Genomic DNA, 26,196 nt, shown 5'->3' with positions numbered 1-26,196 from the left:
CGTGCTTCAAGAGGAATATCTCAAACCCCGACAGCTCCCTCCCCACTTGCAGAAGAGGCCAGAGCCAGAGGCGCCTTTTTCTTTTGAAATCCGTGAGGCAACTTCTGAAGATCTGCCCGACATTCGTGAGATCTACAACTACTACGTGATGAATAGCGTGGTCACTTTCGATGAGGATCAAATGACCCTCAAGGAGTGGAAGCAGAAGTTCGCCTATCTAGAGAAACTCAAGATGCCCTTTATCGTGGCAGTCTCTCCTGGTCAACAGGTGCTGGGATATGCGCTGGTGACCCCGTGGAAGCAAAAACGCGCGTATCGCTACACAGTCGAGAACTCTCTCTATCTCCGCGCTGCGTCGACAGGCAAGGGATTGGGGAAAGCTCTGATGACCGAGCTCATTGCGCGTTCAGAAGCAGCGGGACTGAAGGAAATCATTGCCGTCATAGCCGACGGTGGAGCCGAGGCTTCCCTCAAACTCCACGAAGACTTTGGCTTCAAAGAAATCGGCCGGATGGGGCGCGTCGGTTTCAAGTTTGATCGTTGGCTTGGGACTGTGTTGCTTCAAAAAACAATAAAATAATTATTGTGCGTTTGAAAATTCTATGTGCTGCTTTTTTGTTAGTCCCATTACTTTCTGCGTGCGCGCCGCGAGTTAGCCCCGTTATTGATGAGAATCTGCAAACTCGATCCGCGACTACACCCATTCACACTCCTACCCCCACTCTGTCTATGTCAGGTGAGGCTATTTCTCCTTCTCCCAAGCCGGGGGTTGGTCCTGAACTTGAAGTTATCTGGGAGCTTTTTCCTGGCCTACAAGCTAAATTAGAGTATTTTGCAAAAGAAAAGAATTGTGAAGGATTGAAGTTGCTAAGCAGTGAATATTCGAAAAAAAATGATGCATTGGACAGCTATTTAAACCAAGAACTTGATTATGCCGGTTGCAAATAGCTGGCTTACTGAATTTTCGAACTTATTCATCTAGCTCGCACGACGTGCACGTGCTGCGCGACGTTTTAGAGCGCGACGCTCGTCTTCGCTGAGGCCACCCCAAACGCCAGAGTCCTGACCGGTCTCCAGCGCATACTGGAGGCACATCTCGGTGACGGTGCAGCGTGAGCAGACAACCTTAGCCTTGTCGATCTGGTCAACAGCAGGGCCAGTGTTTCCTACGGGGAAAAACAGCTCTGGGTCAACCGTGAGGCAAGCTGCGTCGTTACGCCAATCCATGGGGATACTCCTTGTTAGTGGGCATGATAAAAAATCAAGAACAGATGCATTCGGACTAATAAACGAATGCGTGTCAAAAGCCAGTCCCAAGGAATATTCAGAGCGAATATTTTCTTGCCCACAACAACGTAGGGGTCTTTCGACTTAGATAATGGTGACATGCCTTCAAGTTAAGGTCAAGGGTTTTTTCTAAATTGGAGTCAGATTGTCTGAAGAATCACAGCCAGAAAACACACAAAATGGCGATGTGAACCGTCCTACGACGACTGTTTCACCCCTGCTGGTGCTGATTTCTGCACTGGTTGGTGTGGAAGCATTGGCGCTGATTGCAGGGGCACTTTATTTTCTTAGCAGAATCTTTCTAGAGACTCCCCAGAACCTCATGGGCGCTGTCGTGATCTTTGTCATTACTGCGCTGATTGCAGTTGGAGTCAGTATTGCTGCCGTAGCAGTTGGTCGTGCAAAGCCCTGGACTCGCGGTGCCATTGTGACATGGCAAATACTCCAGTTTGCTGTGGCAACGTCCTTCATTCAAGGAATCACTGTCTGGCAGCCGGTGGGGTGGGGTTTAGCGGCCCTATCTCTTCTTGTTGTCGTCCTGCTATTTCTGCCCGCAACGACGGCTGCTTTTACCCGCGCAAACGCGAAAAAGGTCTAGAGGCCGAGCTTGCCCTTCAGGCTTGCAACGTGGCCGGTTGCTTTGACGTTGTAGAGCGGAAGTTCAATGTTTCCGGATTCGTCGATGACGAATGTTGAACGAATCACTCCCATGACCGTCTTTCCATACATGGACTTCTCGCCATACGTCGCGTAGACATTGTGGACTGTGAGTTCAGGGTCACTTAGAAGAGGGAAGGTAATGCTTTCGTTGGCTTCAAACTTCTTGAGCTTAGAGGGAGCATCTTTGGAAACACCCAACACTACGTAACCGGAAGCTGCAAGTAAAGCAAGGCTGTCACGGAAGTCACATGCTTGCTTTGTGCAGCCAGGAGTTGAAGCCGCAGGGTAGAAGTAAAGGATGACTTTCTTGCCTGCGAAATCCGAGAGGCTGACGGGATTACCGTCCTGATCAGGCAAGGTAAAGGTTGGTGCGGCCTGTCCTGCTTCTAGGCGTGTAGTCATGGCTCAAGAGTACTCTGAGGATGCTGCAGCTTTCCAGCTGAATTGTTCCAAATTGTCGGATAAACTTGAGACAACAACTCGACTTTTACGTATTGGAAATACAGTGAGCAAAATACTCGTCACCGGTGGTGCAGGTTTCATCGGTTCTAACTTTGTTCACTACCTGATGAGCAACACCGATCACGAAGTTACAGTCCTCGACGCATTGACGTATGCCGGAAATAAGGCTTCGGTGGAAGGCTTGCCAGCCAATCGCTTCAGCTTCGTACACGGCGACATTCGTGACGCTGAGTTGGTGGACGAACTTTTCAGCAAGAACGACACCGTTGTTCACTACGCTGCTGAATCTCACAACGATAATTCTCTGGATAACCCCAGGCCGTTTCTCGAGACCAACATCGTGGGAACGTATACCTTGCTCGAGGCAGCGCGTAAATATGACACCAGACTTCACCACATCTCCACCGATGAGGTTTATGGTGACCTTGAGTTAGATGATCCTGAACGGTTTAGCGAATCGACTCCCTACAACCCCTCTAGCCCATATTCGTCAACCAAGGCGGGTAGTGACTTGTTGGTCCGTGCGTGGGTGCGTTCCTTTGGCGTCCGAGCCACCATCTCTAACTGCTCCAACAACTACGGTCCCTACCAACACGTAGAGAAGTTCATTCCTCGCCAAATCACAAACGTTATTCGGGGTGTTCGACCCAAGCTCTATGGAGCTGGTGAGAACGTCCGTGACTGGATCCATGCTGATGATCACTCAAGCGCAGTAATGACGATTGTGGACAAGGGTGTTTTGGGGGAGACCTACCTCATCGGCGCTGACGGTGAGAAGAACAACAAGGACGTTGTGGAACTCATCCTCACCACCATGGGACTCCCCGCAGATGCCTATGATCACGTGACGGACCGCCCTGGTCATGACCTGCGTTACGCCATTGATTCAACCAAGCTTCGAACCGAGCTCGGCTGGATGCCCACTCACGCAGATTTTGAGTCTGGCATTGCGGCGACCATCGACTGGTACAAAAATAATGAAGCCTGGTGGGCCCCCACGAAGGACGCCACCGAGGCCTTCTACGCTTCCAAAGGACAGTAGCCAGCTTCCTCGTTTATTTTTCTGGATGCTTTTTACTGAGTACGAGGAGGAGGCGCTGCATAGAGTTTAGCCTTCTTCGCAAAGATGAATCTTGTGGGCTGTTCTCTGTCGATATATTGATTTCGCAGTCTGGCGCGTTTTCAAGGTGTGAACAACCTCGCGGGCATAATTCAGAAATAGAGGATAGATCACTGAAAGAACCCAGGATATTTTCGGGGTTAACGTGGCCTAGCCCAAAGGATCTGATGCCAGGGGTGTCTATGACCCAGCCGTTTCCAAACGGTGTTTCTAGTTTGAAGCAGATGCTCGAACTTGAAGTATGGCGTCCACGTCCTGTTACTTCATTGACATGCCCTGTGGCACGATGAGCGCCAGGGACGAGAACGTTGACAAGTGTGGACTTTCCCACGCCCGAGTGGCCCACAGCAACAGTGGTGTGATCAGCGAGCGCTTGTTGGAGCGCCTCAAGAGGAACTTGGTCGGTTCCACTTCTAAAGATGGGGATATCAAGCCCTGCAAAGTGTGCCAGGAATTCTGTTGGGTCATGAATATCGCACTTAGTAATGACCAGGAGCGGCTTGATACCTGCATCAAAAGCTGCAACGAGGTACCGGTCCACCAATCGAACCCGGGGCTCAGGGTTAGCTGCCGCGATAACGATGAGAAGTTGATCTGCGTTGGCCACGATGACGCGTTCAACCTCGTCAGTGTCATCTGCACTGCGCCGAAGGATGGTTTGCCTCGGATCAACTCGAACGATGCGGGCCAATGTTCCGGGTTCACCGGTCACATCTCCCACCACGTTGACGACATCGCCAATGACAATGGCATTTTTACTGAGCTCTCTGGCACGGGAGCAGGTGACCGGAATTTCGTTGATGAGGACGGTGTATCGACCACGGTCGACGCCAGTCACCATTCCGGTGACAGCGTCCGCGTGATCTGGTCTGGTTTTGGTGCGAGGACGGTTGGCCTTGGGGTTGGGGCGAACACGAATGTCGGACTCGTCGTATTGCTCCCCCAGGGAGTTTTCATCTGAGTCTGCAGACCACCAACTCATTAGAGTGAGGGCTCCACGAGTTCTTTCCAGAGCTCAGGGAACTCGGGAAGTGTCTTGGAAGTGGTCCCAATGTTTTCGACCTCCACCCCGTCCACCACGAGGCCAATAATGGCACCCGAAGTGGCCATACGGTGGTCCTCATAGCTCAGCCACACGCCACCGTGGAGTTCTGCCGGTTCAATGTGGAGGCCATCTTCGAGTTCGGTGACGTTGCCGCCCAGCTTGTTGATTTCAGTTGCTAAAGCTGCCAGGCGGTCTGTCTCGTGATGGCGAATGTGGCCAATGCCAGTAATTGTGCTGGGGGAGGAGGCAAGGGCAGCAATCGCAATAATCGCTGGGGCCAGTTCACCGCCGGTGGTGAGATCAAGTGTGATTCCTGAAATGACAGGTTTACCGGATTGGTCGGTTTTCCCTGAAACCGTGACCTTGTCACCGTCGCGGCTGACGCTTGCTCCAAAGAGAGGCAGAATTTCCAGCAAATCATTGCCTACCTGAGTTGTTACTTGAGGCCAACCGGAGATGGTGACAGACCCGCCTGTGACAACAGCCGCTGCTAAGAACGGCGCTGCATTAGACAGGTCTGGCTCGATGTCCACATCAATGGCTGCAATAACCCCGGGCTGAACAATCCAATGACCAACCTCGGGATTGGAAACCTGGACGCCGCGCTTGCGCAGCACCTCGAGAGTCATCTCGATGTGGGGAAGGCTAGGGAGTCTTTCGCCTGAATGGGTGAGATCTAGTCCCTGTTCAAATCGTGCGGCCGCAAGCAACAGCCCAGAAACAAACTGGCTGGAGCTGGATGCATCGATGGTGAGCATGCCTCCTTCGACGGTTCCCGTGCCATGCACAGTGAAGGGCAGGCTTCCGCGGCCTTCGTCGGCGATGTCGACGCCGAGAGCCCGCAACGAGCTAATGGTCGTGGCCATGGGGCGCTTCCGGGCACCCTCGTCGCCATCGAAAGTTGTGGGACCAAGTGCCAACGCGGCAACAGGAGGCATAAAGCGCATCACAGTTCCGGCCAAGCCGCAATCAATGGTGGTGGAACCGATGAGTTCAGAAGGAGTGATTTTCCAATCAGGACCAAAGCTTCCCAGGCCAGGCACTTCCTCGATAACGGTCCCCAGAGAACGGAGTGCCTCGATCATGAGTCGGCTGTCTCGCGAGTGAAGAGGGCGACGAATAGTTGACGGGCTGTCAGCTAAGGCAGCAAGAACAAGTTCACGGTTGGTCAGGGACTTTGATCCTGGGATCTGGAGTGAACCTGTGACTGATCCGTGGGCGCGAGGTGCCTTCCAATGTCCCGAAGAAGAGTCAGGAACGTCATTTGACCCATAGGGGTCAAACTCTGGGCGGGAATAAGGCGAGGTCAGCATCTGTTCTAGGTTATCGAGGATTGGGAAAGGGAGTGAGCGATATGGCTAGTTCACTTGTCCTAGAGAGGTCGGGCATAGGCTTGAATAACATGACTTCTGCACCCACCCCCAAGAGCGCGCTGTTTGAAGAACAGGCCATGGAGCACATTGACAAGCTTTATGCCCATGCCATGCGCAAGACGGGGAACCCCGCGGACGCCAACGATCTGGTGCAGGAAACCTATCTCAAGGCTTTTGCTGCTTTTGAGCAGTACCAGCAAGGCACCAACATTAAAGCTTGGCTCCACCGGATTCTTGAGAATACGTATATCAATCAATACCGCAAGCAACAGAATCAGCCTTTCTACTCACCCCTCGAGGAGCTCGAGGATTGGCAACTCGGAGAAGCCGAGAGCCGGACAGCTACCTCGAGCCGTTCCGCCGAAGCAGAAGCCATTGACCATCTGCCCGCAAGTGCGGTCAAAAATGCGCTGCAGGCCATCCCAGAAGACTTCAGAGCTGCGGTCTATCTAGTAGATGTTGAGGGTTATAGCTACCAAGAAGTCGCTGACATTATGGACACTCCTGCGGGAACAGTCATGAGTCGACTTCACCGAGGACGAAAACTTCTCCGCGAACAATTAGCGGACTACGCGCATGAGCAAGGCATTGGAAAGGGCAAGTAATGGGTGATTGCGGTTGCGACAAGGCCAAGAAGGACCTCGAAGAATATCTCCACAACGAATTATGTAGCGAAGAAGCTGCAGATATTCGTGAGCACATGGAGAACTGCACTGATTGTTCTGACGAACTCAAAGTGGGTGTTGTGCTCACCGAGGCAGTCAAGCGTGCGTGCGAAGAGACGGCTCCTGAGCAGTTGAAAGCTGAGGTCTTGCTACAAATTCGTTCTTATCAAAAACACTAGACTTTTCAGATGGATTCTACGAAATCTGGTTTGATCGTTTTAACTGCAGCAGTCAGCCCCCATAGTGATGTCCCGTTTACGGCGTTATCGCCGTTAGAACGATTAGAGCTTTACAAAGCGGGATTCAGCTTTTGGCTCGCTGAGGCTATTTCCATGGAGTTGAAGCTAGTTGTTGTCGAGACAACGGGCCAACCCGCTCACAGTTTCTTCACAGATGAAGAATTAGCATTTGTACATTTCATAAATTTTTCGCCAAATCCGAGATTTAACAAGTTTGGTAAGGGCGCATTAGAAGCTGAGTGTTTGGACCATGCTGTTTCAGTTATGTCGGATCTTTATGCGCCAGAAACAACGTTTCATAAAGTCACCGGAAAACTGATAGTCCCAAATGTTAAGTCCATCCTTCGTCCTCAGGCGGACCGGGAAATCACAATTCGCAGATCGCTAGATAGATCAGTCTGCGATACCCGAATTTTCTCGACCACTCTAGGTACTTGGCAAGCGTTTTTCTCAGGGATGAGTGAATTTACGAACGACCTTTTCCCTGACAAATATATTGAGCATGTGATTGCAAACAATTCAGTGCTTGGTGAATTTGGCGGCGGGCTGACCGTGTCGCAGTTTTCCAAAATTCCAAAAATCAAGGGAATTTCTGGATCTAATGGCGTGGCCTATGGCGGGTTTACCAAGGATGGCTTGAGCAATGTAATATCTCATGTTGAGAAATTATTTATAACTCGGTTCAAAAAAAGACTTATTTAGTATTCTTCAATCAAATATTGAGTGCTCTATGGAGTATCTCTGCTGCTTCGACGGCGTGACGCTTCGCAGAACCAACTGCAGGAGATGCAGAAGCCGGACGTGAAACATTGCGTAGAACGCGTCCTTCGAGCTTGGGAGAAACTTCCAAGAGCATGAAAGGCCATGCGCCCTGGTTGGCGGGCTCATCTTGGTACCAGACCAACTCTGCGTTGGGGTAGGTGGCCAGAACATCATTGAGCTGCTGCATGGGTGCAGGGTAGAACTGCTCGAGACGCAGGATAGCGATTGCTGGGTTTGGAGTCTTCTCCAGTTCAGCAACGAGGTCGTGATACGGCTTACCTGCTGTGAGGATCACGCGCTGGACTGCATTGCGATCAAGCTGACGGGGATCGTCCAGGACAGGTTCGAACTTGCCCGTAGTGAATTCTTCCACGGGGCTTGATGCGCCGCGAAGACGAAGCATGGCCTTGGGGGTGAACACAACCAGTGGCTTACGTGGCTTGCTGTATGCCTGGCGGCGCAGCAAATGGAAGTACGACGCAGGTGTGGAAGGGCGGGCTACAACCATGTTGTTTTCAGCACAGAGCTGCAGGAAGCGCTCTATACGTGCGGAGGAGTGGTCGGGGCCTTGTCCTTCGTAGCCGTGAGGCAAAAGCATAACGAGTGAGGAGCGCTGTCCCCACTTCTGTTCCGAGGAGGAAATGTATTCGTCAATGACGGTCTGTGCACCATCGGCGAAGTCACCAAACTGTGCTTCCCAGAGGACAAGTGCATCTTCGCGTTGCACGGAATACCCATATTCGTAACCGAGCACGGCGTATTCGCTAAGCAGAGAGTCATAGATCCAGAAACGCCCCTGGTTCTCGCTCAAGTTGAGCAATGGCAACCATTCCTGGCCGTTTTCGCGGTCGTGGAAAACGGCATGACGCTGAACGAAGGTTCCGCGGCGCACATCCTGGCCAGTGAGCCTCACTGGCTTTCCCTCCAACAGGATTGACCCAAATGCGAGGAGTTCTCCAAAGCCCCAGTCGACATCGCCATTGCGGCTCATGTCGAGCCGTTTTGCTAGAAGCTGCTGGAGTTTGTTATGAACAGTGAATCCAGCTGGAACATTGTTGAATGCGTCACCAATGCGGTGGATAACTGAAACATCAACACCGGTTGAAGCTGGTTCGAGTACCTGGTTGTCGAGAACATTGCCACCAGTAACAGTGTCAGTTGCGCCGACAGTACTCATGACACCGGTCTGGGCTTCGTGGGTCTCAGCAAATGCTGTTTCCAATTGTCCCTGGAAGTCGGCCTGGGCGTTATCAAACTCTTCCTGAGTGATATCACCGCGACCAACAAGGGCTTCGGTGTAGAGGCGACGAACCGAACGCTTTGCTTCGATGAGGTTGTACATCAGTGGCTGAGTCATCGAGGGGTCATCGCCCTCGTTGTGACCGCGGCGGCGGTAGCACACAAGGTCAATAACAACGTCTTTGTTGAAACGCTGACGGAATTCAAAAGCCAAGTGGGCAACACGAACAACAGCTTCGGGGTCATCTCCATTGACGTGCCAGATAGGTGCCTGGATGGTCTTGGCAACGTCGGTTGCGTAGACCGAGGTGCGTGATGCCTCTGGCAGGGTGGTGAAACCAACCTGGTTGTTAATCACGATGTGGACGGTTCCACCAATGCGGTACCCACGCAGCTGTGACATCTGTAGGCCTTCAAGTACCACGCCCTGACCAGCCATAGCCGCGTCTCCGTGGATAAGCACAGGAAGGGTGGTGAAGGTGCCAATGGGCTTGAGGTCCTGCTTGGCGCGAACGATTCCCTGCAGGACCGAGTTCACGGTCTCGAGGTGCGAAGGGTTTGCTGCCAGGGAGACGGGAATAGTCTTACCGTCAGCAGCAGTGAAGAGACCTTCTGTACCTAAGTGGTACTTGACGTCGCCAGAACCCTGAGAAGTCTTGGCGTCCTGGGTGCCCTCAAACTCACGGAAGATCTGACCGTAGGTCTTTCCTGCAATGTTGGTCAAAACGTTGAGACGACCACGGTGGGCCATACCAATGCCCACACCATCTAATTCTGCAGAGGCTGCATCCTGGAGGATTTCATCCAAGAGAGGGATGACGGACTCTCCACCTTCAAGGCTGAAGCGCTTCTGGCCGACGTATTTGGTCTGCAGGAAAGTTTCGAAAGCTTCTGCTTCGTTGAGCTTGCCGAGGATGCGCATTTGCTCATCGTGGCCAGGCTTTTCGTAGTTACGTTCAACCTTTTCCTGAATCCACTTGCGTTGCTCTGGGTCCTGGATGTGCATGTATTCCAGACCAACAGTGCGGCAGTAGGAGTCACGAAGAATTCCGAGAATCTTGCGAAGGGGAGCAGTGCGGGTTCCGCCAATGCCGCCGGTGACAAATTCGCGGTCCAGATCCCAGAACGTCAGGCCGTGGCTTTCGATTTCAAGGTCGGGGTGGCTGCGTTGCTTGTACTCGAGTGGGTCAATGTCAGCCATGAGGTGGCCGCGAACGCGGTAGGCGTTGATGAGCTCTTGGACGCGGGCAGTTTTGTCAATGGCAGAGCCCTTGGCTACGCTGACGTCGGTGCCCCAGTGAATGGGGACGTAGGGAATACGTAATGCGGCGAAGATGTCTTCGTAGAAATTCCGTCCACCGATAAGTAACTCGTGAACAATCTTGAGGAACTCACCAGAACCGGCACCTTGAATCACACGGTGGTCGTAGGTGCTGGTCAGAGTGAGCACCTTGCTGATGGCCATCTTGACCAGAGTTTCTTCGCTGGCGCCCTGGAATTCTGCTGGGTAGTCCAGTGCACCTGCACCAATAATGCAGCCTTGGCCGCGCATGAGGCGAGGCACGGAGTGCACGGTGCCAATTCCTCCGGGGTTGGTCAGAGACATCGTGATGCCTTGGAAATCCTCGGCAGCAAGCTTGTTGTTGCGAGCCTTGACCACGAGGTCTTCGTAGGCGGCGAGGAACTCGCCGAAAGTCATCGTGTCAGCACGCTTGATTCCAGGGACCATGAGGGCACGAGAGCCGTCAGGCTTTGGCACGTCTACGGCGAGACCCAGTGTGACGTGAGCAGGTGCTACAAGCGCAGGCTTGCCGTCAACCTCGTCGTAGTAGACGTTCTGGCTGGGGAATACCTTGAGCGCTTGCACCAGAGCCCAGCCAATGATGTGGGTGAAGGAGACTTTGCCGCCGCGGGTGCGCTTGAGGTGGTTGTTGATCACAATGCGGTTATCAATCAACAACTTTGCGGGAATAGCGCGGACACTGGTAGCAGTCGGCATGGATAGAGACAGGTCCATGTTGGCGGCAAGTGCCTTGGGCATACCCTTCAGAACAGTGACAACATCTTGCTCTTCAGATTCTGCAGCTGCAAAATCCTGGGCAATGACCGGAGCATCTGCAGGGATGGGCGCTGCCTGAGCCGGACGGGAGGTGGTCGTCGCAATCGGCTGAGTAGCCGAACTCGTTGCCGTTGCTGGAGGTGTTGCTGCAGCTGTTGGGAGGGTTACCGGGGGATCCACAGGGGCCGTGAAGTCAGATTTAGCGGCGTATTTCTCTAAAGTCGGCCACCATGCTTGGCCAACTGAATTCTTGTCGACGACAAAGCGCTCATAGAGCTCTTCGACCATCCACTCGTTGGCACCAAAGTCTTCTGTGAGGTTGTTGTTACTGTCCAAATCGGCCACGATTTCGTATCCCTCTTTTGTTAAATCTACTTTTTCAATCTTAACCGGACTTCGAATTCAACAACTCGACCACATGGAATAATTTGAATCGATTTGTAAGTGAAAGTTTATGAATACATCTGCAGGTTGGGTAATTGATATCAGGTTCGTATTGAAAACAACAGCGATTTGATTTCATGTTTCCCTTTAGGTAGAGAAAACTCAGCACTTTTTGATCTCGATTTAAGTTTAGCTTCGTCGCTTAAACTCATGAGATTGCCATGCGGTTTTCACTATGTCCGTTACATTGTTAGTGGCATACCAGCCGAGCTCAGATTTAATCTTGCTGGGATCAGCCGTGACATAAGCTGGATCGCCAAGTCTTGGGGCGTGGACTTCAGCTCGGAGGCTTGTCCCCGATACTTCAATAATTAAATCAATTATTTCCTTGACAGAAGTCCCTGTACCTGTCCCGACGTTATAAATTTTGTGCCCGGCTGGCCCCTCACATTTGAGCGAATCGAGTGCGAGAATATGCGCGGTTGCTAAATCACCCACATGGACAAAATCACGAACACATGTCCCGTCATCTGTGGAGTACTCATTTCCGAAGATCCGAGGGGGCTTGTTTTGGTCAAGTCGCTCAAACACCATCGGGATCAGATTTAAAACGGCAGGATCACCCAGTTGGGGAAGTTCGGCACCTGCAACGTTGAAGTATCGCAAGCTGACTGCATTGAGCAGTTGAGCCCGAACGCAATCAGATATGAGCCACTCTCCAACTAACTTTGTCTCACCATAAGGGCTGACAGGAATGGTAGGGAAGTCTTCAGAAATGAGGCCTGCCGGGGCATCTCCATAAACCGATGCAGATGATGAAAAAACAAGATTTCGAACGCCCGCGTTGTTCATCGCTTCCAAAAGATTTGCGAGGCCACCTATGTTTTCGCGAAAATACCACGCCGGTCTAGAAACTGATTCGCCAACTTGCTTTCGAGCAGCCAGGTGGATCACCGCATCGACGTCTTGGTCCAGCATAATTTGTTCAAGTTTGTCAACAGAGTCATCGTCGGCAATGTTCATTACGTGGGGGGTGAGTGGTGCAATATTTTGAGACACCCCGGTTAGCCCATCATCAACTACGACAACTACATCTCCACGTTGTAGGAGAAGTCGCACAACGTGAGCGCCTATGTATCCGGCGCCTCCAGTTACCAAAACAGCCATGGGCTTCAGTCTATCCTTAGAGGATAAACCGAAACTTTTTGGCGAGATGTAAAGAGGAAGTTCGAATTGACTGAACACATTCTTTTTGTCGTCAACAAATTTCCTCCATTTACGGGCGGGCTCGAGCAGCATGTTTTTGAACTAGCTCGACACCTTGCTAGCCAAGGGACCCGATGTACAGTTGTGACGCTATCTTTGGTGGCAAGTGATACGGTCGAACATGGAATTCGAGTCATACGTTTGCCACAATGGGGAAATATTGGCGATGTAATCTCCTTCCCTAGGACTGGTATCAAAAATCTTCTGTCGAGATTTATCCGAGAAGAGAAAGTAACGTCTATATCCGTTCACACAAGGTTTTTCCCTATGACTTGGGCTGGAGTGGCAGCCGGGCTCAAAACAAAGGTTCCAGTTATTCTGACGGAGCACGGCTCTTCGCATGTTAGGGGAGCATCCCCGCTTGTGAGGATTGCAAGTTGGCTTGTGGACAAGACAGTGGGCCGTTGGTCGCTCAGGATGGCAACGACTAGACTGGCGGTTTCGAGCGAATCCGCTCGTTTCGTTCAGCGCCTCGCTGGAAAATCAGCTGACGTTTTTTTGAACGCAATCAATTTAGATTTCTGGCGAGTGGCCTCTGCTGAAAAACCGCAGAGGTTTGTTTTCGTCGGCAGAATCGTCCCAGATAAGGGCTGGGATGAAAGTGTGCGGGCATTCGAAATATTTCAACTTCGAAATCCAAGTTCAGAATATGAATTGCACATCGCTGGAGATGGGCCCGAATTTGAGCGTTTAGCGGGTCAGGTCGACGCGTCACAAGCTAAGGAAAAAATTTTCGTCCATGGACGACAATCACATGAACAAGTGCGTTTCTTGCTCAAAGGGCAATGGCTTATCAACCCGACTACGTTGGCTGAAGGTTTTCAAACAACTCTCATCGAGGCTGCTGTCTGTAATGCCGGAATCATTTCTTATGAGGTTCCAGGACTGAACGAGTTGTCGAATTCGGGAGCTACAATCCTGCGGGCAAGCTCGTTTGAAAACTTGTCAGCACAGATGGAGGCTTGCTTGAAGATTGTTCCATCATCGTTATCGGAAGCATCGGCCGAAAATTGGGGTTGGGGTGTTCGTGCAAAGCAGTATCTTGAAAAAGTGAAAATGGCATCCTGCCCATGGGATCCACGAAATCCATGAGACCCATCTGAGCTCAGAATTCTAATTGCTTTCGGGGAAATCAGACACATTCACTTTCCCGATACTGTCTTCAAGCTTTAGTTCAGCGATTTCCTCAGCAAGCGTTCTGACTTTATTTTCAAGATCTGTGAGTTCGGCGCTGTGTTGCAGGTTTACGAGCAACATGAGAGCTAGACCAAGGATCAAAACAAGATTCAAGGGCGCAACGAAACCTAGCCAGCTGCTCAAATTGAGAAGTATGCCCGGGAATATACTCAAAAAAAGGGTTGTAATTGCACCAATAGCCCACCAAAGCGCGTGCCGCTCCCGGAGTCGTTTTCGCATGAGTTGAGTGACAATAATTGCAATGAGGGCAATGGAGAGGATTGGTCCTATGAAGTAGGTCATGATTTTTCTCCGTGAGGTTCATTTGCAGGATCAGTTGGTCGCATATAGGCAATTATGAGAGCTGTTGCAGCGCGAAAAAGAAATACAGCCGATTGCCAAGCATTTTGGGAAGGTTGACCGCCGATGCGCTTTCGCATCGCAACGGGAACTTGGGAGACGGTCAAACCACTCTTCAAAGCGATGACTAAGGACTCGACAGTGTCGCCAAGATACTCGGCAGGGTAGTCTTTCGCAAAGAGCTCTATGGCCCGTGGCCCGCTGGCACGAAAACCTGACGTGGTATCCGTGAGTTTCGAGTTGGCACTTCGGCTGATCACGGTCGATAGAAGTCCCATAGCCCATTTCCGGGGGCCGTGAACTTCATAGTCACCTTCACCAGCGAAGCGTGCACCTATCACTAAGTCTGATTGATCTAAATTGCGCAAAAGTTCCGGTATGTATGCCGGATCGTGTTGACCATCTGCATCAAGCTGTATGACGACTTTGTAACCGTTGCGAGAGGCGTGTCGAAAACCAAACCTCATCGCCCCGCCAACTCCAATATTGAAGGGCAGTTGCGCCACCTGGGCACCTGCTTGCCGGGCATAATCAGCCGTCTTGTCTGTAGAACCGTCATCGACAACGAGCTTATTTGCCCCAGGCACATTCTTATCGATGTCGTTGAGCGTGTGAACGATGGATGCTTGCTCGTTGAATGCAGGCAACACAATGAGCACATCTTTTACTTCAAACGCCATGACTTGATGGTACCAGTGGGTTTAGAAGCACCACTTAGGTCATTTCGATTTCAGGTCTAAATTCTCGCTAGCTGCTTGGAACAACAAGATTTAATTGAATGGAAGCAAGCAAACTCGCAAGAATGAGGAGCGTTCCATAGCCGCCAATAATCCAGCGAGCTAGGTTGTTTCTCACAAGGAATGCTGCCGAGAGCATGAATGCGATACTCAATGATGCTCCGTACCGGGGGGAGAGCTGGAAGTAGCTATGGTTTACTGCCCAAAAAATGATTGCCAGAGCGGGAGCCATAGCCACTGCAGCTATACCAATCGCAATTGAAACTTCTGCTCGCTTATTCCACTTTCGAAGAATGAGAGCTGCACCAATAACGCCGGTGATACATATCCAGCTCAGAGGCGCCCAAATGAATCCAAAATCAAGACTCGAAAATGGGCTATAGGACAAGCTGCTGCTCAAGAAATTCGTTGCCTGGAGCCCCAGTTCCTGCGGGGTCAGTGGAGTAGAAATGCCCTGATCAACCGGTGGCGTCGGAATTGCGGTTAATTTGAGCACTTGCAACCAACCAAGTTCAAGTGCAGCGCTAGCTACGAGGGCCAAAATTGGGGCAGATAGCCCCGAAGTTATGGCTAATTTAGTGTGACCCGAGGTGTTTTTTCGTCTGATTAATTGAACAACCCAGCTCCCGATGAGGTAAGTCACTGCGAGTCCAATTGCGGCCATATTTGTCACTTTGAAGGCTAGAGCGATTGGCGAGGCAATGACTAGCCACCAAGGCGACAAGTCACCAGCCCTGATCCGAGTTGCCAGATAGAGAAGTGTGGCACCGATAAACAGGGAAGGGGCATCAGTTGAGACGAAAGTATTGGCCCATAGCGTGTACGGACTTCCAATGACCAGTAAGCCTAAAACGAGAGTGGTCCCATTGGGAATTTTCCACCTTCGGAATAGCAGATACATCATCAACATCGCGCCAGACAACCATAGTGCGCCAGTCATTCGCCATGATGTGAGTTGGTCCAGTCCAGAAAGGAGTTGAATGCCACCTCCGAGAATCGCAGTAGACCAAAAATAAACAGGCGTGTAATCCGCTGCACCATTACGGCCGCCGTAAGGAAGCTTTGAATAAATCTCTTGTCCGCTTCCGCATTCCCCAAAGGTGCTGCCAGGAATAACTCCGTGACAAGCCATCAATTCAGCGGTGTACAGACCGACGTTCTCGCCACGATGAACGAACCCTTGACGCAGAGCTTTTTCCGTGTAGTCAACAAAGACCCACTCATCCAGAGGAGAAGTCTCTAAATTGTGGATGAGAGCGAAAGACGCAGGGGCTAACAAGCCGATAGTGACGAGTACCGTCACTACCCAACGCACTCGAAACCATTGCCAGGTTCTTGTTAACCGTGATCCATTATTTGAAGTTGTCGAATAGGTCATAAGCGCGCTTCATTTCGATGTTGGCAGTACCAGTCAACCGTGGAGCTGAGCCCCGATTGTAAGTCGTGGGTCGGAGTCCAGCCCAATTTTTTGATCTTGCTGATATCAAGGAGCTTTTGGGGAGTACCGTCGGGCTGTGAGGTATCCCATTCGGTAGTGCCTGTGTAGCCGACAACAGCCGCAATATTTTCCGCAATTTCTCGAATCGTGACATCAGTCCCGGTTCCAACATTCACATGTTGTGAGTCGTCATAGTTCTCCATGAGAAACAGACAGGCGGATGCTAAGTCATCAACATGCATGAATTCCCTGCGTGGTGAACCAGAACCCCAATTCGTGACAGAACTTGAGTGTGAATCGACAGCTTCTAAATAGCGCCGAATAAGAGCAGGAAGTACGTGGGAACCATTTGGCGAAAAATTATCATTTGGGCCATATAAGTTAGTTGGCATTGCCGAAATCCAAGGCAATCCGTATTGTCTCCGGACCGCCTGCACCTGGAGTATTCCAGCGATTTTTGCAATCGCATAGGCATCATTTGTGGGTTCAAGATGCCCTGTGAGTAAAGAATCTTCCTTGATGGGTTGAGGCGCAAACTTTGGGTAGATACAAGATGAACCGAGAAACAGGAATTTCTCGACGCCTACGCTAACTGCGGCATCCATAACGTTGGTCTGAATCTGCAAATTTTCCGAGAGAAAGTCCACGGGGAAGTCGTTATTTGCCTTTATCCCGCCAACCTTTGCAGCCGCCAGCACCACGTATTTGGGCTGTTCAGACTCAAAGAACTTGAAGACGCTATTTCGATCTCGAAGGTCGAGCTCTGAAGAACGACGGCCAATTAAATTGTCGAAACCATTGTTGGCGAGGTGTCGCCAAATTGCCGATCCGGCGAGGCCGCGATGCCCAGCGATGTAAAAGGGTTCGGAGCGGGCCAGTGCGCTCATGCTTAGGCATTCCAATTTGAAAGGGCAACTTTATCAATCCAATGTTGACCTTCGGCGGCAAGCGCTTGAATGTCAGCATCCACCATAATTTCTGCAAGTTTACGGCCATCGACTGTGGGAACCCATCCCAGTTTTTCTTTGGCCTTCGATGGGTCTCCAATGAGGGCGTCTACCTCGGTCGGGCGAAGGTATTTTTCATCAAACCGAACATGCTTTTCCCAGTCAAGGCCGAGCCTAGAAAAAGAAATTTCCAAAAATTCGCGCACCGTAATGCCGACACCCGTTGCGAGAACAAAATCATCGGGTTCATCGGCTTGGAGCATTCGCCACATTCCTTCGACATATTCGGGTGCATAACCCCAATCTCGAATTGAATCTAAATTCCCCATGAACAGTTGATCTTGCTTGCCCGCGGCGATTCTCGCGGCAGCGCGGGTGATTTTGCGGGTTACGAAAGTCTCGCCTCGTCGTGGAGATTCATGGTTGAACAAAATCCCATTTACGGCAAAAAGTCCGTATGCCTCCCGATAGTTCTTCGTAATCCAAAAACTGTAAAGTTTGGCTGCCGCGTAGGGAGATCTTGGGTAAAACGGAGTAGTTTCACTTTGTGGGGGCGGAGTGGCCCCGTAGAGTTCGGATGACGATGCTTGATAGAACTTGGTCTGAATTCCTGAAACCCTGACGGCTTCAAGGAGACGTACAGTCCCCGTCCCAGTTGTATCAGCGGTATGTTCTGGTTCGTCAAATGAAACTCGTACATGCGATTGAGCAGCCAAGTTATAGACCTCGTGGGGCTGAATTTCAGATAGCAGCGTCACGAGACGAGAGCCGTCGCTCAAATCTCCATAGTGCAGGAATAATTTCGCGTCAGAATTGTGTGGATCGACGTAAAGGTGTTCGATACGTGCAGTATTAAATGTCGACGCACGTCGAATCAGGCCGTGGACTTCGTAACCCTTCGAAAGAAGCAATTCCGCGAGGTACGACCCATCTTGACCGGTGATACCCGTTATAAAAGCGCGTTTTGTCATGGTTGCCTCTCGAATGCTGTGCACTGCTTTGTAGGATATCGGTAGGTACTTAAAATCCTTGAATTTGCGGTTCCGTGGCACTAGCAAACGAAAGAAATAAGTTGGATGTTAGGCTGACAAAATGTTAGGTAACCACTCTCGTTCAAACGCGATTTCGGTTGAACTGCAAGGTGGCGCTGGCAACCAACTCTTTCAACTTGCTGCAGGTCTTTCTCAAGCGAAACGGCTCGAAGTCCCATTAACTTTAGACACAAGCAAATTGGATTCTTATTCCGGTCAACACGTAAGTCGCGATTTGGAGATTGCCCCGCTATTGGATTGCATCGACTTTCCAATCTCATTCGCGGGCAGGCGTCTTTCAGCTGGAGTGAGTGCATTTCGCGAGGCGGCTTCACGAATTCCCGGTACCCGATACTTCAAAGAGCCAGGCCTAGATTATTCCAATGCCATAGAGAAGATTCGTCCAGGCACCATTCTGAGCGGCTATTTTCAATCGCCCTTCTATTTCACGCATGGTGCGGAGGAAATTTTAACGGCGGCCTTCTCCGCTTTGTCAGCGAAATTTGATTTGGCCCCGTCTAAGGAAGTGTTTATGCACATCCGGCGTGGAGACTACCTACTTGCTAAGCATCAAAACCATCATGGGGTCGCATCGCTTGATTATTTTGATCGGGGTGCCGAGCTGATTCGTGCGGTCCAACCAAAATCAGCGTTCCGTGTATTTACCGATTCACCCGAGCAAATTCCACAAGAGTTTCTGAAACGGTGGGATGCGACGTTAGATCAGCAACAGCTCCAGGCAGCTCCATTGGAAGCGTTACTGATGCTGGCAGAAAATAATGGCCTAATTATGAGTAATTCCTCATTTAGTTGGTGGGCAGCTTGGATTTCATCTCAACGTTCTCCGGAGGCTGTGTTCATAGCACCCAGACCATGGTTAGCCGGCGGTTCTTCTGCGCACACGTTACTACCGGGACATTGGCTTACTCTTGGTGCTTAATACAGAACTTGTGTCTGTTGAATCGAGTGTTAGTTTTAAATTGAGGCATCGATGACTTCAAAAAAGTCGTGGGCCAGAGATACAGGCTGGCTGTTTGGTGCAAATCTTTCTAAGACTGCAGGCCTTCTCGTCATTCTGATTGTCCTAGCTCGTTTTACAACAGCCGAGACAGTCGGCCGCTATGCCTTGGCAATGGCAATCACGGCACCAATTTTCGTTTTTGCGCAGCTTGGGCTGAAGGGGATTTATCTCACTCATAAATCTGCCTTTCGTTTTTCCCGCTACTTAGAGGTTCAATTATTCGCTGTCTTGAGCGCTTCGCTATTGTCGGTTGCAGTAGCGATGATTACCGATGTCACGTTGGCCATCACTGTGGGAATTGTTTCGCTAATCAAGTGTGTTGATGCAATATCTGATCTATATTCGGGTCCTTTGCAGAGTCACTCAAAAACCAACCTGATTTTTAATGGTTTCTTCTTCACTGCAATATCTTCGGCTGTCATTTCCATAGCTGTCCTCATCGCCACGCACAGCCTTGAACTCACACTCGTGGCACTTTTCCTTGTCTCTCTCCTGGCGTCGTTAATATTGCTGTGGCGCCCTGGGAATCGGATCCTGGCCGCATTCGAGAAAACAGATAATGCGGGACTGTCGAAATCCGCTCGCCCTAGTCGTGACATTTTGCGCGCTGGTTTGCCCATCGGCCTTGGCGGGGCGCTCGTTGCGCTACTTGCCTCGATGCCGCAATATTTTCTCTCTGTAAACTTCGGTGCAGATGCTGTGGCACATTTTGCAATTTACTTCTATGTTTTTGCTGTCGCAGACATTTTCCTGGGAACAGTTGCTCAAGGGTGGATACCGAGAGCCCGACAAGCGCGCACAGATGACAACATAGCGCCCCGTGGTTTTTTCCACTTTTTGGCCAAAACCGCATTCTTGTGGACGTTGCTTGTGACCCCCGTGGCAATAATCGGTTTGATACTTTCTTATTACCTCATACCAGTTATTTTCGGGCCTACTTTTCAGCTTTCAATCGCGATCGCGATTCCGATTGGCGTCGCGATTCTTGCCCTTCCTTATGCGAGTTTCTCCAATATCGGCGTCATCATTCAAAATATGTACAGCCACACCATCACACTCAGTGTTATCGCAGTTTTGGCGAGTTTTGTGGCATGTGCGCTGCTTATTCCCGATTATGAAATTTCAGGAGCATTCTGGGCCCTGGCAATCTCAGCGGTCGCCCGCTCGATCTCAACGATGTTTCTTCTCAAACGAGAAGAACTCAAAGCTCGGTAATTTTTAAAGTCGATTTTGCTCGATAGTTGTTGAGCTCTTTCACCCATCACGCTGCAACGTGTCTCATGCGAAATGAATACTTTGGTATGCCATCCATCAGCGCGCGTAAAACGTCGAACCTGGCCATCGTTTTATTCAGATAAATATTGACGCGACTGGTCACAGAGGCACTCTGCGGTGCATCTCGGAGGGTATCGTTTCGTGTGACGTCAAATTCTAAGTTGACGACCTCTGCTACAAACGGCTTTGTAAAGCCCTAGTAAGCCAAGTTGGGATTTTCCCTCTGCGTCGCACTAGTCCATGGAATAAGCCCACCGTCGTCGCCAGCCATTGCTGGGAAACGTGAGGTCCGCTTATCAATACTTTAATTTGTGGCGTTAGTTCGCGCCGCAGGACCGATAAGACCCACCGCGGCCTCTTAACTACATTTCTGATGCAAAGGTCCACATTGTTTCGGACGATGTAGTACCTTCGAAACGGCGGATGATATTGATATTCGACAGCCATTCCGTTTCGAAACTTTTGTCTACCGAAGGGCCGGAATGGTGTCATATGCCCGAGGGAATGCGTGATATTCGAACCAGGCGCTACCGCGACTCGCCAATTTCTATCACGTGCACGTAAGCAAAATTCGATGTCAACACAGTCGATGAAAAGACGTTCATCAAGTAGTCCAATATCTTTTAAGCAAGCTGCTGAGACGACGAGCCCAGATTGGATGCCCTCTTCGACAAGTCCAAATCCTTCTGGAGTGTATAAGGGTGGAATCGACGGTTGATGATTGACGCAGTCAGTGAGGACAACTCCCAACCTTGTTGCCCGTGCAGCGCGATCAAATGTGTCCATGACTCGACTGAGGTAATTCTCGTCAAGAACTGAATCTTGATCAAGCGTCAAAATAAAGTCTGCATTGGCGTCGAGTGCAATCTTGAGGCCTGTGTTTAACGCCTTAGCAATTCCTGAATTTTGGTTGAGCCTAACGACTTGGATGTTGTCTGATGTAAATGAATTAAGAATCGCGGAATCGGGGCTCCCGTCGTCAACCACAATGAGGTGATCAACTAGTCGAGCATGGACTAAGGCACGCTCTACGACATCTTGGTCAGGTCGAAATGTACTCATTACGCCGAAAATAAGCGCCACATCAGACCTTTCGCCAAAGCCTCACACCGGTGGAGCCTAAACTAGTTTATGTCAATCGAAAGGATTCAACGTGTCGCTGGGCTCGAATATTGAAACCTGGAGTTCTGCTCGCGAACACACGATAACCCTAGAAGAATCGTCGTTCATTGCTGCACTGCAAATGACAGACCGAAACATAGGCAAGGAACAACGCCGTGCGCAAGGTGTTTTGCCTCGACGAAGTTTCATGGAGCGTGTCGCAAACCGGCTGAGGATTGAGTTCAGGAAGTCCTATAGATATTTCATATTGCGCCCGATTGAGTTCCTCAAGGCGCAATGGTTTCGGCGACTAGGAAAATTCCTAGGAAATTCTCGCTGGCAACCGAGAGGCTCAAATCCAAGCAAAGTCGAAATTATTCACTTAAATAATGCGAACCTTCGGAAAAGGCTGGAAACAACGGATTCTGAGTTTTGGGTTCTCACGCGCGACCATGCAAAGCTATTTCCGCAAGGGGTAAGAGCCATTCGCCGCGTTCTCAGTCACTCGAGCGCGATTATGTGGTTTGGTGATAGTCGAAATCGTTTGGGCAGAATCGAACGCCGGTCGGAATTTAACAGACTCCTACTTCGGCAAGTCGACGCTCTAGGCCCTGTTGTAGTCATTCGAACCAACGTGTTACGCAGAATTCCCCAAGCAATTCCCCCGCACCTGTGGCCGCTTTATGTAGGCCTCAATTCGCTTGAAAATGAAATCGAACTCATCCCAGAGATTCTTGCGCTGGGGGACGTAACGGTTTCAAATTTGCACGGGTCCGAAAAAACAGCAGCGAGTATCGTTCGTTCAGAACTACAAAGGTCTCACATACAAGCGACAGTTACCGAAGTTTCGAATTCCCGGCGTATGGTCGCGTACGACTTTGGACAAATCCCCTACATTTCGATCATCATTCCCACTCGTGGAACAGCTAATGACAGTGGTAGGGCGTTCGTGGTTGATGCGGTTGATTCAATAATTCAAAAATCCTCGTACGCAAACTTTGAGGTCATCATTGTGGCTGATGACGACACTCCACAAAGCGTAATTAATACGATTGATGCTTTTAATTCAAGTTCGGTGAAATGGGTGCGATGGTCAAAACCCTTCAACTTCAGCGAAAAAATGAATCTAGGTGCTGCTTGCGCATCGGGAGAGTACTTGCTATTTCTCAATGATGATACGGAAGTGGTCAGCCCGCATTGGATGGAAGACATGTTGTCGCTAATTGGGGTAGACCGGATTGGCTACGCAGGTGCCCTACTGTTTTTTGATGACCAAACGATTCAGCACGCCGGGCACGTATACAAAGGCGGGGCCGGTCACATTGGCTTTGGCGAAAAGATGCGCCTCAAGGATCCGAATCAGCTAACCCATCTTGATCGAAAAGTCTCAGGGGTTACAGCTGCCTGTTCTTTGGTTTCGAAGTCACTTTTTGAACGAGTGGGCGGTTTTTCGGTTGAATTTCCGGGAAGCTATAATGACGTCGACTTGAGTATGAAGTTGGCGCTTATTGGCGTAGATATAGCTGTCGCTGGTTCTGCACGTCTGTACCATTTTGAATCCAAATCCAGGGATGCAACCGTAAAGAAATCAGAAATCTTGTTGCTCCAAGCCAGGTGGCGCAACAAGATTCAACATGACCGACACTATCGTGGTCTGGAAAATTAGTTCCAGGTAAAGACTCCGGATTCAAATGCGTCGTGCAGAGCTGCACGCCAGCTTCGCATTGGAGAGAGGCCAGCTTCGGACCAATGTCCTTGCCCGAGGACTGAATATGCCGGGCGGGGTGCAGGCCTTGTAAATGATCCGCTATCAGTAGGGGTGATTCGCGAGGGGTCGAGACCCGCTTCCTGAAGAACTACTTTGGCGAATTCGTGCCACGTGGTTTGACCCGTATTTGTAGCGTGATAAATTCCTGCAGGCGCATTCGATTCAACCAAAAGCAAAATTTGATGAGCCAAGTCCACTGACCAGGTTGGTTGCCCAAGTTGGTCGTCAACAACTGCCCAAGTGTCCTTTGTGTTAGCAAGGTTGAGCATTGTTTGAGCAAAATTCGCACCATATTTGCCATACATCCAAGCGGATCGCACGATGAAGGTGCCTTCAGGATAAATATCGAGGGCAAATTTTTCACCGGATGCTTTACTCCGCCCATAAGCGGAAATGGGAGCCTGCAACTCATTCTCCGAGTAAGGACTTATTGCATTTCCCCCAAAAACGTAATCAGATGAAATGGTGATGAGCCGAGATTTGGACTCACGCGCAACTATGGCTAAGTTCTTCACGCCTACGGCATTGATTGCAAATGCTTCATCTTCGTGTGACTCTGCATCATCGACTCGTGTGTATGCAGCACAGTTGATGATGACATCGTTGGGGAGTATGACATTTCTCACAGCGTCAAGATCCGTCACATCAAGTTCAGCGTGACCTAGAGCAAGTACATCGCGATCACGAAGAATTTCTGTGAGGTCGGAACCCAGCATCCCCCGTGCTCCTGTGACAACGAACCGCATATTTGGCTTCCCTAACTCAACTCTCTGTATAGCCTACCGAAGCTATAAGATTGGACTCGCGGCACACAGATTTAGTTTCCAGGATGACGGATTGATTCTCATCTTGGAGAACAAATTCGTGCCTTTGAAAATATATTGGTGTGCTTTCAACTTCAGGAAACCGAATACTGATATTCCGGCAAATTCTCTAGGAACGTGTCAAATTACAGTGAAGTAACATCGTTGAGTCTCTAATATACGAGATTCGAACCCAGTGCAAAGGTAATTGGTACCAAGTTATGCAAATTCGAGAACTCAAGATTCCCGACACTTACGAAATCACGCCTCGACAGCACAAAGACGATCGTGGTGTTTTTTTGGAGTGGTATCGTTTCGATAAATTGGTAGATGTTGTCGGGCATCCCCTCAACTTTGTTCAGGGAAACACTTCAGTTTCCAAGCGGGGGACTGTCCGGGGTATTCACTTTGCTGAAATTCCACCGAGTCAGGCTAAATACGTCACGGCAACTCATGGGGCTGTCCTAGACTTCGTCATTGATATTCGAGTTGGTTCCCCCACCTTCGGGCAATGGGATTCAGTCCTTCTCGATGACGTCAATCGCCGCGCAATCTACATATCTGAAGGAATCGGGCATTGCTTCGTTGCGTTGACTGACAACGCAACTGTGAGCTACCTCGTGACCGCGACCTTCAATGCAGAGCGCGAACACGGAATCAATCCTCTCGATCCCGCGATTGGACTTGACTTCGGAATTGACTCCGCGTTATTGCTGTTATCTCCTAAGGATTTGGAAGCGCCGACACTGGAAAACGCCCAAAAACTAGGTCTACTTCCTTCATGGGAGCAAGCACGTGGATACTATGAATCACTAAGTAAGGGGAACTAGCATTATGCGGGGAATAATTTTAGCTGGTGGATCCGGCACTCGTCTTTGGCCAATTACCAAGGGCATCTCTAAGCAATTGATGCCTATTTATGACAAGCCAATGATCTATTACCCCCTGTCTACGTTGATGATGGCTGGAATTCGGGAAATTCTTATCATTACAACTCCTGAATACAACGAGCAATTCAAAGCGTTGTTGGGCGATGGCTCTCAATTGGGAATTGAATTACAGTATGCAGTTCAGCCTTCCCCTGATGGCCTTGCACAGGCATTCCTCATCGGTAAGGAATTCATCGGGGATGAAAAGGTTGCACTGGTCTTGGGGGACAACATTTTCCATGGAACCTCGTTAGGCTCTGCTTTGAAGCGCAACACAGACATTGATGGCGGTCTTATTTTTGCTTATCGCGTGAGTGATGCAACTGCCTATGGTGTTGTTGAATTCGACGGAAATATGAAGGCTATTTCCATCGAAGAAAAGCCAGCACAGCCAAAGAGTAATTACGCTGTTCCAGGACTTTATTTCTATGACAATGATGTAGTCGAAATTGCGGCTAGCATCAAGCCGAGCGCTCGCGGGGAACTGGAAATCTCCAGCGTCAATGAGGAATACCTCAAACGCGGGAAGCTACAAGTCGAGATGCTTGATCGGGGCACCGCCTGGCTAGATACAGGAACCTTCGAATCAATGATGCAGGCCTCTGAATTCGTAAGAGTTATCGAGGATCGCCAGGGTTTCAAGATTGGCTGTGTTGAGGAAATTGCGTGGAGGAACGGTTGGCTCTCGGGCGATGAAATGCATGCCTTGGGGGTAGAACTCTTCAAAAGCGGATATGGCTCCTATCTAATAAATCTTATCAAGTCTGAATAAATAAATTTTGTTTACTTTACCTGGAATTACTTCCGCCAATATCATTACAGACTAATTCCGTGACAGATAAACAATTTACGCTTGCGCCCAATCGACCACCAGTATGGTTGGTTGGTTGGTTTGGTTGAACGATAGAGCCTGGAAGCGTAGACTGAGAATTTATTTATCCGACAGACTTAGTCGTGCAGCCGTTTGTGAGTTGGGCGTCTTGTCCAACACCGACGTTGACCCCCTTGACACAGATTGTGTGTTGTCCTGGGGGGAGCGTAAGGGTGTT

26 protein-coding genes are annotated in these 26,196 nt (G+C 50.2%); 13 read left to right on the top strand and 13 right to left on the bottom strand.

The annotated features are described in order from the left end of the window. Nucleotide 1 precedes the first annotated feature (1 nt). Nucleotides 2–580 carry a GNAT family N-acetyltransferase gene (locus M2119_RS00125; RefSeq protein WP_280802949.1) on the top strand — a complete coding sequence of 193 codons (579 nt, stop codon included), beginning with the start codon at nt 2–4 and terminating at the stop codon, nt 578–580. A gap of 149 nt (nt 581–729) precedes the next feature. After that, entirely contained in the window at nt 730–948 is a 219-nt protein-coding gene (locus M2119_RS00120; protein ID WP_280802948.1) for a hypothetical protein, read from the top strand. Nucleotides 949–978: 30 nt separating this feature from the next. On the opposite strand, the gene M2119_RS00115 is transcribed toward M2119_RS00120, so the two are convergent. Beyond that, nucleotides 979–1,227, bottom strand: a complete 249-nt coding sequence (locus M2119_RS00115) for a WhiB family transcriptional regulator (RefSeq protein WP_096380259.1) — start codon at nt 1,225–1,227, stop codon at nt 979–981. Nucleotides 1,228–1,432: 205 nt separating this feature from the next. On the opposite strand from M2119_RS00115, the gene M2119_RS00110 reads away from it, so the two are divergent. Continuing rightward, nucleotides 1,433–1,885: a hypothetical protein gene (locus tag M2119_RS00110; RefSeq protein ID WP_280802947.1), complete on the top strand. Its 453-nt coding sequence runs from the start codon at nt 1,433–1,435 to the stop codon at nt 1,883–1,885. Here M2119_RS00110 and bcp read toward each other — a convergent pair. Next, nucleotides 1,882–2,349: a thioredoxin-dependent thiol peroxidase gene (gene bcp / locus M2119_RS00105; RefSeq protein ID WP_280802946.1), complete on the bottom strand. Its 468-nt coding sequence runs from the start codon at nt 2,347–2,349 to the stop codon at nt 1,882–1,884. The genes M2119_RS00110 and bcp overlap by 4 nt on opposite strands. 103 nt (nt 2,350–2,452) lie before the next feature. Between bcp and rfbB the strand changes: the two genes are divergently transcribed. Next, nucleotides 2,453–3,451 (top strand): dTDP-glucose 4,6-dehydratase, encoded by a 999-nt coding sequence (gene rfbB, locus M2119_RS00100; RefSeq protein WP_280804426.1) that lies wholly within the window; start codon nt 2,453–2,455, stop codon nt 3,449–3,451. 13 nt (nt 3,452–3,464) lie between these two features. Here the strand turns inward: rfbB and rsgA are convergent, their stop codons facing one another. After that, nucleotides 3,465–4,511 carry a ribosome small subunit-dependent GTPase A gene (rsgA, locus tag M2119_RS00095; RefSeq protein WP_280802945.1) on the bottom strand — a complete coding sequence of 349 codons (1,047 nt, stop codon included), beginning with the start codon at nt 4,509–4,511 and terminating at the stop codon, nt 3,465–3,467. Beyond that, nucleotides 4,511–5,887 (bottom strand): 3-phosphoshikimate 1-carboxyvinyltransferase, encoded by a 1,377-nt coding sequence (aroA, locus tag M2119_RS00090; protein WP_280802944.1) that lies wholly within the window; start codon nt 5,885–5,887, stop codon nt 4,511–4,513. The genes rsgA and aroA overlap by 1 nt, the downstream gene beginning before the upstream one ends. An 89-nt stretch (nt 5,888–5,976) precedes the next feature. Between aroA and M2119_RS00085 the strand changes: the two genes are divergently transcribed. The 3 genes from M2119_RS00085 to M2119_RS00075 are packed head-to-tail and all read left to right on the top strand — an operon-like array spanning nt 5,977 to nt 7,553. Continuing rightward, nucleotides 5,977–6,552 (top strand): sigma-70 family RNA polymerase sigma factor, encoded by a 576-nt coding sequence (locus M2119_RS00085; protein ID WP_280802943.1) that lies wholly within the window; start codon nt 5,977–5,979, stop codon nt 6,550–6,552. After that, entirely contained in the window at nt 6,552–6,791 is a 240-nt protein-coding gene (locus M2119_RS00080; RefSeq protein ID WP_280802942.1) for a zf-HC2 domain-containing protein, read from the top strand. The genes M2119_RS00085 and M2119_RS00080 overlap by 1 nt, the downstream gene beginning before the upstream one ends. 9 nt (nt 6,792–6,800) lie before the next feature. After that, complete coding sequence (locus tag M2119_RS00075) at nt 6,801–7,553, top strand: hypothetical protein (RefSeq protein WP_280802941.1); 753 nt, start codon at nt 6,801–6,803, stop codon at nt 7,551–7,553. 10 nt (nt 7,554–7,563) lie between these two features. On the opposite strand, the gene M2119_RS00070 is transcribed toward M2119_RS00075, so the two are convergent. Further along, the gene (locus tag M2119_RS00070; protein ID WP_432418508.1) at nt 7,564–11,199 is read right to left on the bottom strand and encodes a multifunctional oxoglutarate decarboxylase/oxoglutarate dehydrogenase thiamine pyrophosphate-binding subunit/dihydrolipoyllysine-residue succinyltransferase subunit; all 3,636 of its coding nucleotides are present in this window, start codon (nt 11,197–11,199) and stop codon (nt 7,564–7,566) included. Between the two features lie 285 nt (nt 11,200–11,484). Continuing rightward, nucleotides 11,485–12,462, bottom strand: a complete 978-nt coding sequence (galE, locus tag M2119_RS00065) for a UDP-glucose 4-epimerase GalE (protein ID WP_280802939.1) — start codon at nt 12,460–12,462, stop codon at nt 11,485–11,487. Between the two features lie 66 nt (nt 12,463–12,528). Here galE and M2119_RS00060 point away from each other — a divergent pair, with 66 nt between their 5' ends. Further along, complete coding sequence (locus M2119_RS00060; protein ID WP_280802938.1) at nt 12,529–13,653, top strand: glycosyltransferase family 4 protein; 1,125 nt, start codon at nt 12,529–12,531, stop codon at nt 13,651–13,653. Between the two features lie 21 nt (nt 13,654–13,674). On the opposite strand, the gene M2119_RS00055 is transcribed toward M2119_RS00060, so the two are convergent. The 5 genes from M2119_RS00055 to gmd all read right to left on the bottom strand — a co-directional run bounded on the left by M2119_RS00055 (nt 13,675) and on the right by gmd (nt 18,190). Then, complete coding sequence (locus tag M2119_RS00055) at nt 13,675–14,040, bottom strand: DUF2304 domain-containing protein (protein WP_280802937.1); 366 nt, start codon at nt 14,038–14,040, stop codon at nt 13,675–13,677. Beyond that, nucleotides 14,037–14,777 (bottom strand): glycosyltransferase family 2 protein, encoded by a 741-nt coding sequence (locus tag M2119_RS00050; protein WP_280802936.1) that lies wholly within the window; start codon nt 14,775–14,777, stop codon nt 14,037–14,039. Before M2119_RS00050 ends, M2119_RS00055 begins: the two co-directional genes overlap by 4 nt. A 67-nt stretch (nt 14,778–14,844) precedes the next feature. Then, complete coding sequence (locus M2119_RS00045) at nt 14,845–16,137, bottom strand: hypothetical protein (RefSeq protein WP_280802935.1); 1,293 nt, start codon at nt 16,135–16,137, stop codon at nt 14,845–14,847. A 71-nt stretch (nt 16,138–16,208) separates the two neighbouring features. Next, nucleotides 16,209–17,159 (bottom strand): GDP-L-fucose synthase family protein, encoded by a 951-nt coding sequence (locus M2119_RS00040; protein ID WP_280802934.1) that lies wholly within the window; start codon nt 17,157–17,159, stop codon nt 16,209–16,211. A 2-nt stretch (nt 17,160–17,161) separates the two neighbouring features. Beyond that, nucleotides 17,162–18,190 (bottom strand): GDP-mannose 4,6-dehydratase, encoded by a 1,029-nt coding sequence (gene gmd, locus M2119_RS00035; protein WP_280802933.1) that lies wholly within the window; start codon nt 18,188–18,190, stop codon nt 17,162–17,164. Between the two features lie 121 nt (nt 18,191–18,311). On the opposite strand from gmd, the gene M2119_RS00030 reads away from it, so the two are divergent. Both M2119_RS00030 and M2119_RS00025 read left to right on the top strand, forming a co-directional pair. Continuing rightward, entirely contained in the window at nt 18,312–19,190 is an 879-nt protein-coding gene (locus M2119_RS00030; RefSeq protein WP_280802932.1) for an alpha-1,2-fucosyltransferase, read from the top strand. 51 nt (nt 19,191–19,241) lie between these two features. Continuing rightward, complete coding sequence (locus M2119_RS00025) at nt 19,242–20,486, top strand: oligosaccharide flippase family protein (RefSeq protein ID WP_280802931.1); 1,245 nt, start codon at nt 19,242–19,244, stop codon at nt 20,484–20,486. A 234-nt stretch (nt 20,487–20,720) separates the two neighbouring features. Here M2119_RS00025 and M2119_RS08145 read toward each other — a convergent pair whose 3' ends face one another. Then, nucleotides 20,721–21,608 (bottom strand): glycosyltransferase, encoded by an 888-nt coding sequence (locus tag M2119_RS08145; protein WP_432418488.1) that lies wholly within the window; start codon nt 21,606–21,608, stop codon nt 20,721–20,723. Between the two features lie 91 nt (nt 21,609–21,699). Between M2119_RS08145 and M2119_RS00020 the strand changes: the two genes are divergently transcribed. Beyond that, the gene (locus tag M2119_RS00020) at nt 21,700–23,313 is read left to right on the top strand and encodes a glycosyltransferase family 2 protein (RefSeq protein WP_280802930.1); all 1,614 of its coding nucleotides are present in this window, start codon (nt 21,700–21,702) and stop codon (nt 23,311–23,313) included. On the opposite strand, the gene rfbD is transcribed toward M2119_RS00020, so the two are convergent. Continuing rightward, the gene (gene rfbD, locus M2119_RS00015) at nt 23,310–24,161 is read right to left on the bottom strand and encodes a dTDP-4-dehydrorhamnose reductase (RefSeq protein WP_280802929.1); all 852 of its coding nucleotides are present in this window, start codon (nt 24,159–24,161) and stop codon (nt 23,310–23,312) included. The genes M2119_RS00020 and rfbD overlap by 4 nt on opposite strands. 278 nt (nt 24,162–24,439) lie before the next feature. On the opposite strand from rfbD, the gene rfbC reads away from it, so the two are divergent. Both rfbC and rfbA read left to right on the top strand, forming a co-directional pair. Further along, nucleotides 24,440–25,048: a dTDP-4-dehydrorhamnose 3,5-epimerase gene (rfbC, locus tag M2119_RS00010; protein ID WP_280802928.1), complete on the top strand. Its 609-nt coding sequence runs from the start codon at nt 24,440–24,442 to the stop codon at nt 25,046–25,048. A 4-nt stretch (nt 25,049–25,052) separates the two neighbouring features. Then, nucleotides 25,053–25,919, top strand: coding sequence for a glucose-1-phosphate thymidylyltransferase RfbA (rfbA, locus tag M2119_RS00005; protein WP_280802927.1), 867 nt, complete (start codon nt 25,053–25,055; stop codon nt 25,917–25,919). Nucleotides 25,920–26,196 lie beyond the last annotated feature (277 nt).

Source organism: Aurantimicrobium minutum (assembly GCF_029894165.1).
In the GTDB taxonomy this organism is placed as follows: Bacteria; Actinomycetota; Actinomycetes; order Actinomycetales; family Microbacteriaceae; genus Aurantimicrobium; species Aurantimicrobium minutum_A.
Note: the sequence above shows the minus strand (reverse complement) of the source record. Positions and strands in the feature narration are given on the sequence as shown.

Excerpts from the sequence above, each read along its gene's own strand:
- M2119_RS00120 (WP_280802948.1), top strand. The coding sequence starts at position 730 with ATGTCAGGTGAGGCTATTTCTCCTTCTCCCAAGCCGGGGGTTGGTCCT.
- M2119_RS00115 (WP_096380259.1), bottom strand. The coding sequence starts at position 1,227 with ATGGATTGGCGTAACGACGCAGCTTGCCTCACGGTTGACCCAGAGCTG.
- bcp (WP_280802946.1), bottom strand. The coding sequence starts at position 2,349 with ATGACTACACGCCTAGAAGCAGGACAGGCCGCACCAACCTTTACCTTG.
- rsgA (WP_280802945.1), bottom strand. The coding sequence starts at position 4,511 with ATGAGTTGGTGGTCTGCAGACTCAGATGAAAACTCCCTGGGGGAGCAA.
- aroA (WP_280802944.1), bottom strand. The coding sequence starts at position 5,887 with ATGCTGACCTCGCCTTATTCCCGCCCAGAGTTTGACCCCTATGGGTCA.
- M2119_RS00085 (WP_280802943.1), top strand. The coding sequence starts at position 5,977 with ATGACTTCTGCACCCACCCCCAAGAGCGCGCTGTTTGAAGAACAGGCC.
- M2119_RS00080 (WP_280802942.1), top strand. The coding sequence starts at position 6,552 with ATGGGTGATTGCGGTTGCGACAAGGCCAAGAAGGACCTCGAAGAATAT.
- M2119_RS00075 (WP_280802941.1), top strand. The coding sequence starts at position 6,801 with ATGGATTCTACGAAATCTGGTTTGATCGTTTTAACTGCAGCAGTCAGC.
- M2119_RS00070 (WP_432418508.1), bottom strand. The coding sequence starts at position 11,199 with ATGGTCGAAGAGCTCTATGAGCGCTTTGTCGTCGACAAGAATTCAGTT.
- galE (WP_280802939.1), bottom strand. The coding sequence starts at position 12,462 with ATGGCTGTTTTGGTAACTGGAGGCGCCGGATACATAGGCGCTCACGTT.
- M2119_RS00055 (WP_280802937.1), bottom strand. The coding sequence starts at position 14,040 with ATGACCTACTTCATAGGACCAATCCTCTCCATTGCCCTCATTGCAATT.
- M2119_RS00050 (WP_280802936.1), bottom strand. The coding sequence starts at position 14,777 with ATGGCGTTTGAAGTAAAAGATGTGCTCATTGTGTTGCCTGCATTCAAC.
- M2119_RS00040 (WP_280802934.1), bottom strand. The coding sequence starts at position 17,159 with ATGAGCGCACTGGCCCGCTCCGAACCCTTTTACATCGCTGGGCATCGC.
- gmd (WP_280802933.1), bottom strand. The coding sequence starts at position 18,190 with ATGACAAAACGCGCTTTTATAACGGGTATCACCGGTCAAGATGGGTCG.
- M2119_RS00030 (WP_280802932.1), top strand. The coding sequence starts at position 18,312 with ATGTTAGGTAACCACTCTCGTTCAAACGCGATTTCGGTTGAACTGCAA.
- M2119_RS00025 (WP_280802931.1), top strand. The coding sequence starts at position 19,242 with ATGACTTCAAAAAAGTCGTGGGCCAGAGATACAGGCTGGCTGTTTGGT.
- M2119_RS08145 (WP_432418488.1), bottom strand. The coding sequence starts at position 21,608 with ATGAGTACATTTCGACCTGACCAAGATGTCGTAGAGCGTGCCTTAGTC.
- rfbD (WP_280802929.1), bottom strand. The coding sequence starts at position 24,161 with ATGCGGTTCGTTGTCACAGGAGCACGGGGGATGCTGGGTTCCGACCTC.
- rfbC (WP_280802928.1), top strand. The coding sequence starts at position 24,440 with ATGCAAATTCGAGAACTCAAGATTCCCGACACTTACGAAATCACGCCT.
- rfbA (WP_280802927.1), top strand. The coding sequence starts at position 25,053 with ATGCGGGGAATAATTTTAGCTGGTGGATCCGGCACTCGTCTTTGGCCA.